This is a genomic window from Rubrivirga sp., assembly GCF_049648075.1.
Lineage (GTDB): Bacteria > Bacteroidota > Rhodothermia > Rhodothermales > Rubricoccaceae > Rubrivirga.
Window position 1 is genome coordinate 1 of record NZ_JBARYR010000611.1, and the last position, 4434, is coordinate 4434.

Annotated in this window: 4 protein-coding genes; all 4 read left to right on the forward strand. The window is 68.6% G+C overall.

Annotated elements, in window-relative coordinates:
• Positions 1-321: 321 nt before the first annotated feature.
• A complete protein-coding gene (locus tag WBA11_RS16755) occupies positions 322-1326 on the forward strand; it encodes a sugar nucleotidyltransferase (protein WP_424521791.1) in 1005 nt (334 codons plus the stop codon).
• Between the two features lie 145 nt (positions 1327-1471).
• The gene (locus WBA11_RS16760) at positions 1472-1735 is read left to right on the forward strand and encodes an AbrB/MazE/SpoVT family DNA-binding domain-containing protein (RefSeq protein ID WP_424521792.1); all 264 of its coding nucleotides are present in this window, start codon (positions 1472-1474) and stop codon (positions 1733-1735) included.
• Positions 1735-2130, forward strand: a complete 396-nt coding sequence (locus WBA11_RS16765) for a type II toxin-antitoxin system death-on-curing family toxin (protein WP_424521793.1) — start codon at positions 1735-1737, stop codon at positions 2128-2130. The genes WBA11_RS16760 and WBA11_RS16765 overlap by 1 nt, the downstream gene beginning before the upstream one ends.
• Positions 2131-2180: 50 nt before the next feature.
• Positions 2181-4434: endonuclease MutS2 (locus WBA11_RS16770; protein WP_424521794.1), on the forward strand; the 2254-nt coding region annotated here is incomplete at its 3' end.

Genomic DNA, 4434 nt, shown 5'->3' on the forward strand with positions numbered 1-4434 from the left:
GGGTGGGGGAACGGGTGGACGTCAGAAAGGAGGCCCTTCTAACGGACACAGCCGACGGCCAAGTTCCGTGCCGGGGCTGATGAAACGCTGAGAACAGGCTGTATGAGCGAATGGCTGGCGCTCGGTCAGGACAGGCCCGTCGCCCGCGGTGGGCACATGGCCGCGGAGACGCCCCTCGAAGTCACCCCGCCCGCGCAGGTCGCCCTCGAGGTCGGACGTGAGCGTCCTCGAGGGCGCTTTCGCTCTCTGCGAAGACGGACGTGACGAGTTGATCGACCTCGAGGCTCCGTAGGTTGATGGCCCCTCCCGATTCCCCCAGACATGAAGCTCATCGTCCCGATGGCTGGCCGTGGCACGCGGCTCCGCCCCCACACCCACGTCACCCCCAAGCCACTGCTGCCCGTCGTCGGGCGGACGATGGTCGAGCGGATCGTCGAGACGTTCGCCGAAGCCATCGGGGACTTCGACGAGGCCGTGTTCGTGCTCGGGCCGGACTTCGGCGACGAGGTCCGGGATCAGCTGACCGAGATCTGCTCGCGGTTCGACATCGAGGCCTCGTTCGGCGTCCAGTCGACGGCGCTCGGCACGGCCCACGCCATCGCCCAGGCCGGCGACAAGCTCCAGGGCGAGTGCGTCCTGGTCTTCGCCGACACCCTGTTCACGATGGACGCCGCCCCCGACCTCGATGCCGACGCGGTCGTCTGGGTCAAGACCGTCGAGGACCCGAGCCGCTTCGGCGTCGCCGTCAAGGACGACGCGGGCCGGATCACCGACTTCGTGGAGAAGCCGGACACGCCGATCTCGAACGAGGCCATCGTCGGGATCTACTACGTCAAAGAAGGCGAGCGGCTGGGCCGCGAGATCCAGTACCTCATGGACAACGAGGTGACGGGCAAGGGCGACGAGTACCAGCTCACCGACGCGCTCGACCGGATGCTCAAGGACGGGGCCACGTTCAAGACGGCGTCCGTCAACGAATGGCTCGACTGCGGCACGATCCCGGCCATCAAGGAGACGACGCACATCGTCCTCGATCACGACGGCGAGGCGCGCAACGAAGGGACGCTGGAGAACAGCCAGGTGATCGAACCGGTCTTTATCGGACCAGGGGCGGTCATCAAGGACTCGGTCGTCGGGCCGTACGCGGCCATCCACGGCGGGGCGACGGTCACCGAGTCCGCGGTCCGCAACACGATCGTGTTCGGTGACGCCCGCGTCGAGGGCGCCGCGCTCGACGGCTCGATGGTGGGCCACCACGCCGACGTGCGGGGCTTCGCAGGCACGCTCAACATCGGCGACCACGCGACGGTGGGGCCGGAGGAGTAGCGCCCTCGAGGACAGCGGTCCGACCTGGAAGCTGACCCGCCTGCGCGACCTCGAGGTCGTTCGGCCGGCACGCCCTCGAGGACGATGGGCACGAGCGGGGACGCCGGGGCGTTGCTACATTTGTAGCCACAGGCCCGCCGCTTCAATGTCCAAGACCACCACGCCCACCGAGTCGACAGCCGCCACGCCGACGGTCACCTTCCGCAAGATCGGCAACTCCATCGGGGCGACGTTCCCGAAGGAGGTCGTCGACGCAGCGGGGATCACGGAAAAGAGCACGTGGCACGTTGTGCAGACGTCTCAGGGCCTGCTCCTGAAGGAGTACGACGAGGCATTCGAGAAAGGAATGGCCGCTTACCGAGTAGTCGCCGAGCAGTACAAGAACACGCTTCGGGAGCTCGCGCAGTGATGGACGAGCCCCTCTGGATCGCTCGGGACCTCGCGGATGCCATCCACTCCGAACAGCTCCGTGCTCATGGCGGAGCCCGAGGCGTGCGAGACGAGAATTTGCTCGAGTCGGCGCTCGCTCGGCCCCGACAACGATGGGCCTACGAAGAGGACGTCGACCTCGAGTCGCTAGCGGCGGCATATGCGTTCGGCGTTGCCAAGAACCCTCCGTTCATCGACGGCAACAAGCGGACGGCGTTCGTCGTGATGGGTGTGTTCCTGTTCATGAATGGCGTCAGGCTCAGCGCAACCGAACCGGAAGCGACCGTCACTGTGCTCGCCGTCGCCGCCGGCGACCTCGATGAAGTGGGCCTCGCCGCATGGTGCCGCGGCAACAGCGCCCCGACTTCGGCCTGACTTCGTGCCGCCAGGGGACACACCGACCGTCGTCGAGCGTTGGATCGGCGATGAGTGACGTCACCCTAACCCCGCCCGACGCCGACCGACGGCTCGGCTTCGACATTGTCCGCGAGCGGCTGCTCGCCTTGACCCGGACGCCGTACGGCCGCGACCGCCTCGAAACGCTAGCGGCGCTGTCCGACGCGGACGCCGTCCGAGGCCGGCTCGAACGCGCGGGCGAGATGGCCGAGTTGGTCCGCTCCGGCGACGGTCCGCCCGTCGGCACGATCGATCGGTTGGAGGGCGCCTTGGCCCGTGCCCAGCCGAAGGACTCCGCCCTCGAGGGCGACGCGTTGCGGGCGATTGCCCGCGTCCTCGAGGTCGGCCGCCAGCTGCACGATTACCACCACCGGCGGAAGCAGGACGCTTCGGCGCTGTGGGGCGTGGCCGCGAAGATCGCGGTGTTGAAGGCCCTCGAGGACCGGATCACGACGTCCATCGGCGACGACGGCCAGGTCCGGGACGACGCGAGCCCGGAGCTCCAGCGCATCACGCGCGAGCTGTCCCAGCGTCAAGGGCGGCTCCGCTCGACGGTCCAAGCTGCCTTGCGCGACGCGATCTCCCACGGCTACGCGACGGAAGAGCAGCCGACGATCCGGGGCGGACGCGCCGTCATTCCGGTCCGCGCCGAGGCCAAGCGCAAGGTGTCGGGCTTCGTCCACGACGTGTCCTCGACCGGCCAGACCGTCTACATCGAGCCGACCGCCGCGCTCGACCTCAACAACGAGATCCGCGAGATCCAGCTCGAGCGGGGCCGCGAGATCCAGCGCATCTTGCAAGCGCTGACCGCCCACGTCCGGCACCACCGCCGCGACCTCGAGCGGACCTCCGTCGCGATCGGCCACCTCGACGCGTTGGCCGCCGTCGGGCGCCTGTCGACCGACCTCGATGCGCTCGTGCCCGAGGTGGGGGAGGGCGGGCCGTTGGTTCTGGTACAAGGCCGGCACCCGGCGCTGCAACTCCGCGTCCTCGAGGCCGCGCGGCTTCCCGATGCCGAACGACCGGCAAGCATTCCGAAAAGCGTCGTGCCGCTCGACCTCGAGTTAGGAGACGACGCGCACACGCTCGTCATCACAGGGCCGAACGCCGGAGGCAAGTCGGTCGCGATGAAGACGGTCGGGCTGCTATCGCTGATGGCGGCGCACGGGCTTCCGATCCCCTGCGCACCCGGCACCCGGATCCCCCTCTTCACCCAGATCTTCGTCGACTTGGGGGATCAGCAGTCGATCCAGGACGACCTGTCGACGTTCACGTCGCACCTGACGAACGTCCGCAAGATGCTAGAGTCGGCCGACGACCGGTCGCTCTGCCTGATCGACGAGGCGGGCACCGGCACCGATCCGGCCGAGGGCGGCGCGTTGTCCGAGGCCGTCCTGTCAAGGTTGACCAAGCGAAAGACGCTGACCGTCGTCACGACGCACATCGGCGCGCTCAAGGCCTTCGCCCACGACACCGACGGCGTCGTCAACGGCTCGATGGAGTTCGACCGCGCCGAGCTCGAGCCGACCTACCGGTTCCGCGCCGGCATCCCGGGCTCCTCATACGCCTTCGAGATCGCCGACCGCGTGGGCTTGGACCGGCCCGTCGTCCGCGACGCGCGCCGGCTTATCGGCGAGGGCAAGAGCAAGCTCGAGGACCTGATCGGCGAGTTCGAGGAGCGGACCTCCGCCGCCCAAAAGCTCGCCCTCGAGGCCGACCTACGTCGCGTCGAGGCCGAGCGGATCCAGCGTGACTACGAGCAGAGATTGGACCGCTTGCGTGCCGACGCCGACAACCGCCGCGCTCAAGCGTTGGCCGAGGCCCAGAAGATTCTGGACGAGGCCAACGCGACCGTCGAGAACACCGTCCGCGAGATCAAGGAGGCCGAGGCGGAGCGCGAGACGACCCAGCAGGCCCGCGAAAAGCTGGACCAGGCCCGTGCCCGTGTCAATCGCCGCAAGCGCAAGACCGACAACAAAGTCCGACGTCGCAAGCCCGTTCCCAAGCCCCAGACCGGCGCGTCCGGCCCCATCGAGGTCGGCGACCACGTCCGGCTCGATACTGACGGACCCGTCGGGGAGGTCCTCGACCTCGAGGACGGCGAGGCGACACTCGCGTTGGGTGCGCTGACGAGCCGGGTCAAGACCAAGCGACTCACGAAGGTCGGCGGGCCGATGAAGCGCGGCAAGACGTCGGGCTTCGCGATCTCGAGGACGCCCGGCCGCGCCCGTCCCGGCGAGTCGAGGTCGGCGGCCGTCTCGACGGCCGAAGTGCGCATCGACC

Coding starts and splice junctions, on each gene's coding strand:
- WBA11_RS16755 (WP_424521791.1), top strand. CDS start 322: ATGAAGCTCATCGTCCCGATGGCTGGCCGTGGCACGCGGCTCCGCCCC.
- WBA11_RS16760 (WP_424521792.1), top strand. CDS start 1,472: ATGTCCAAGACCACCACGCCCACCGAGTCGACAGCCGCCACGCCGACG.
- WBA11_RS16765 (WP_424521793.1), top strand. CDS start 1,735: ATGGACGAGCCCCTCTGGATCGCTCGGGACCTCGCGGATGCCATCCAC.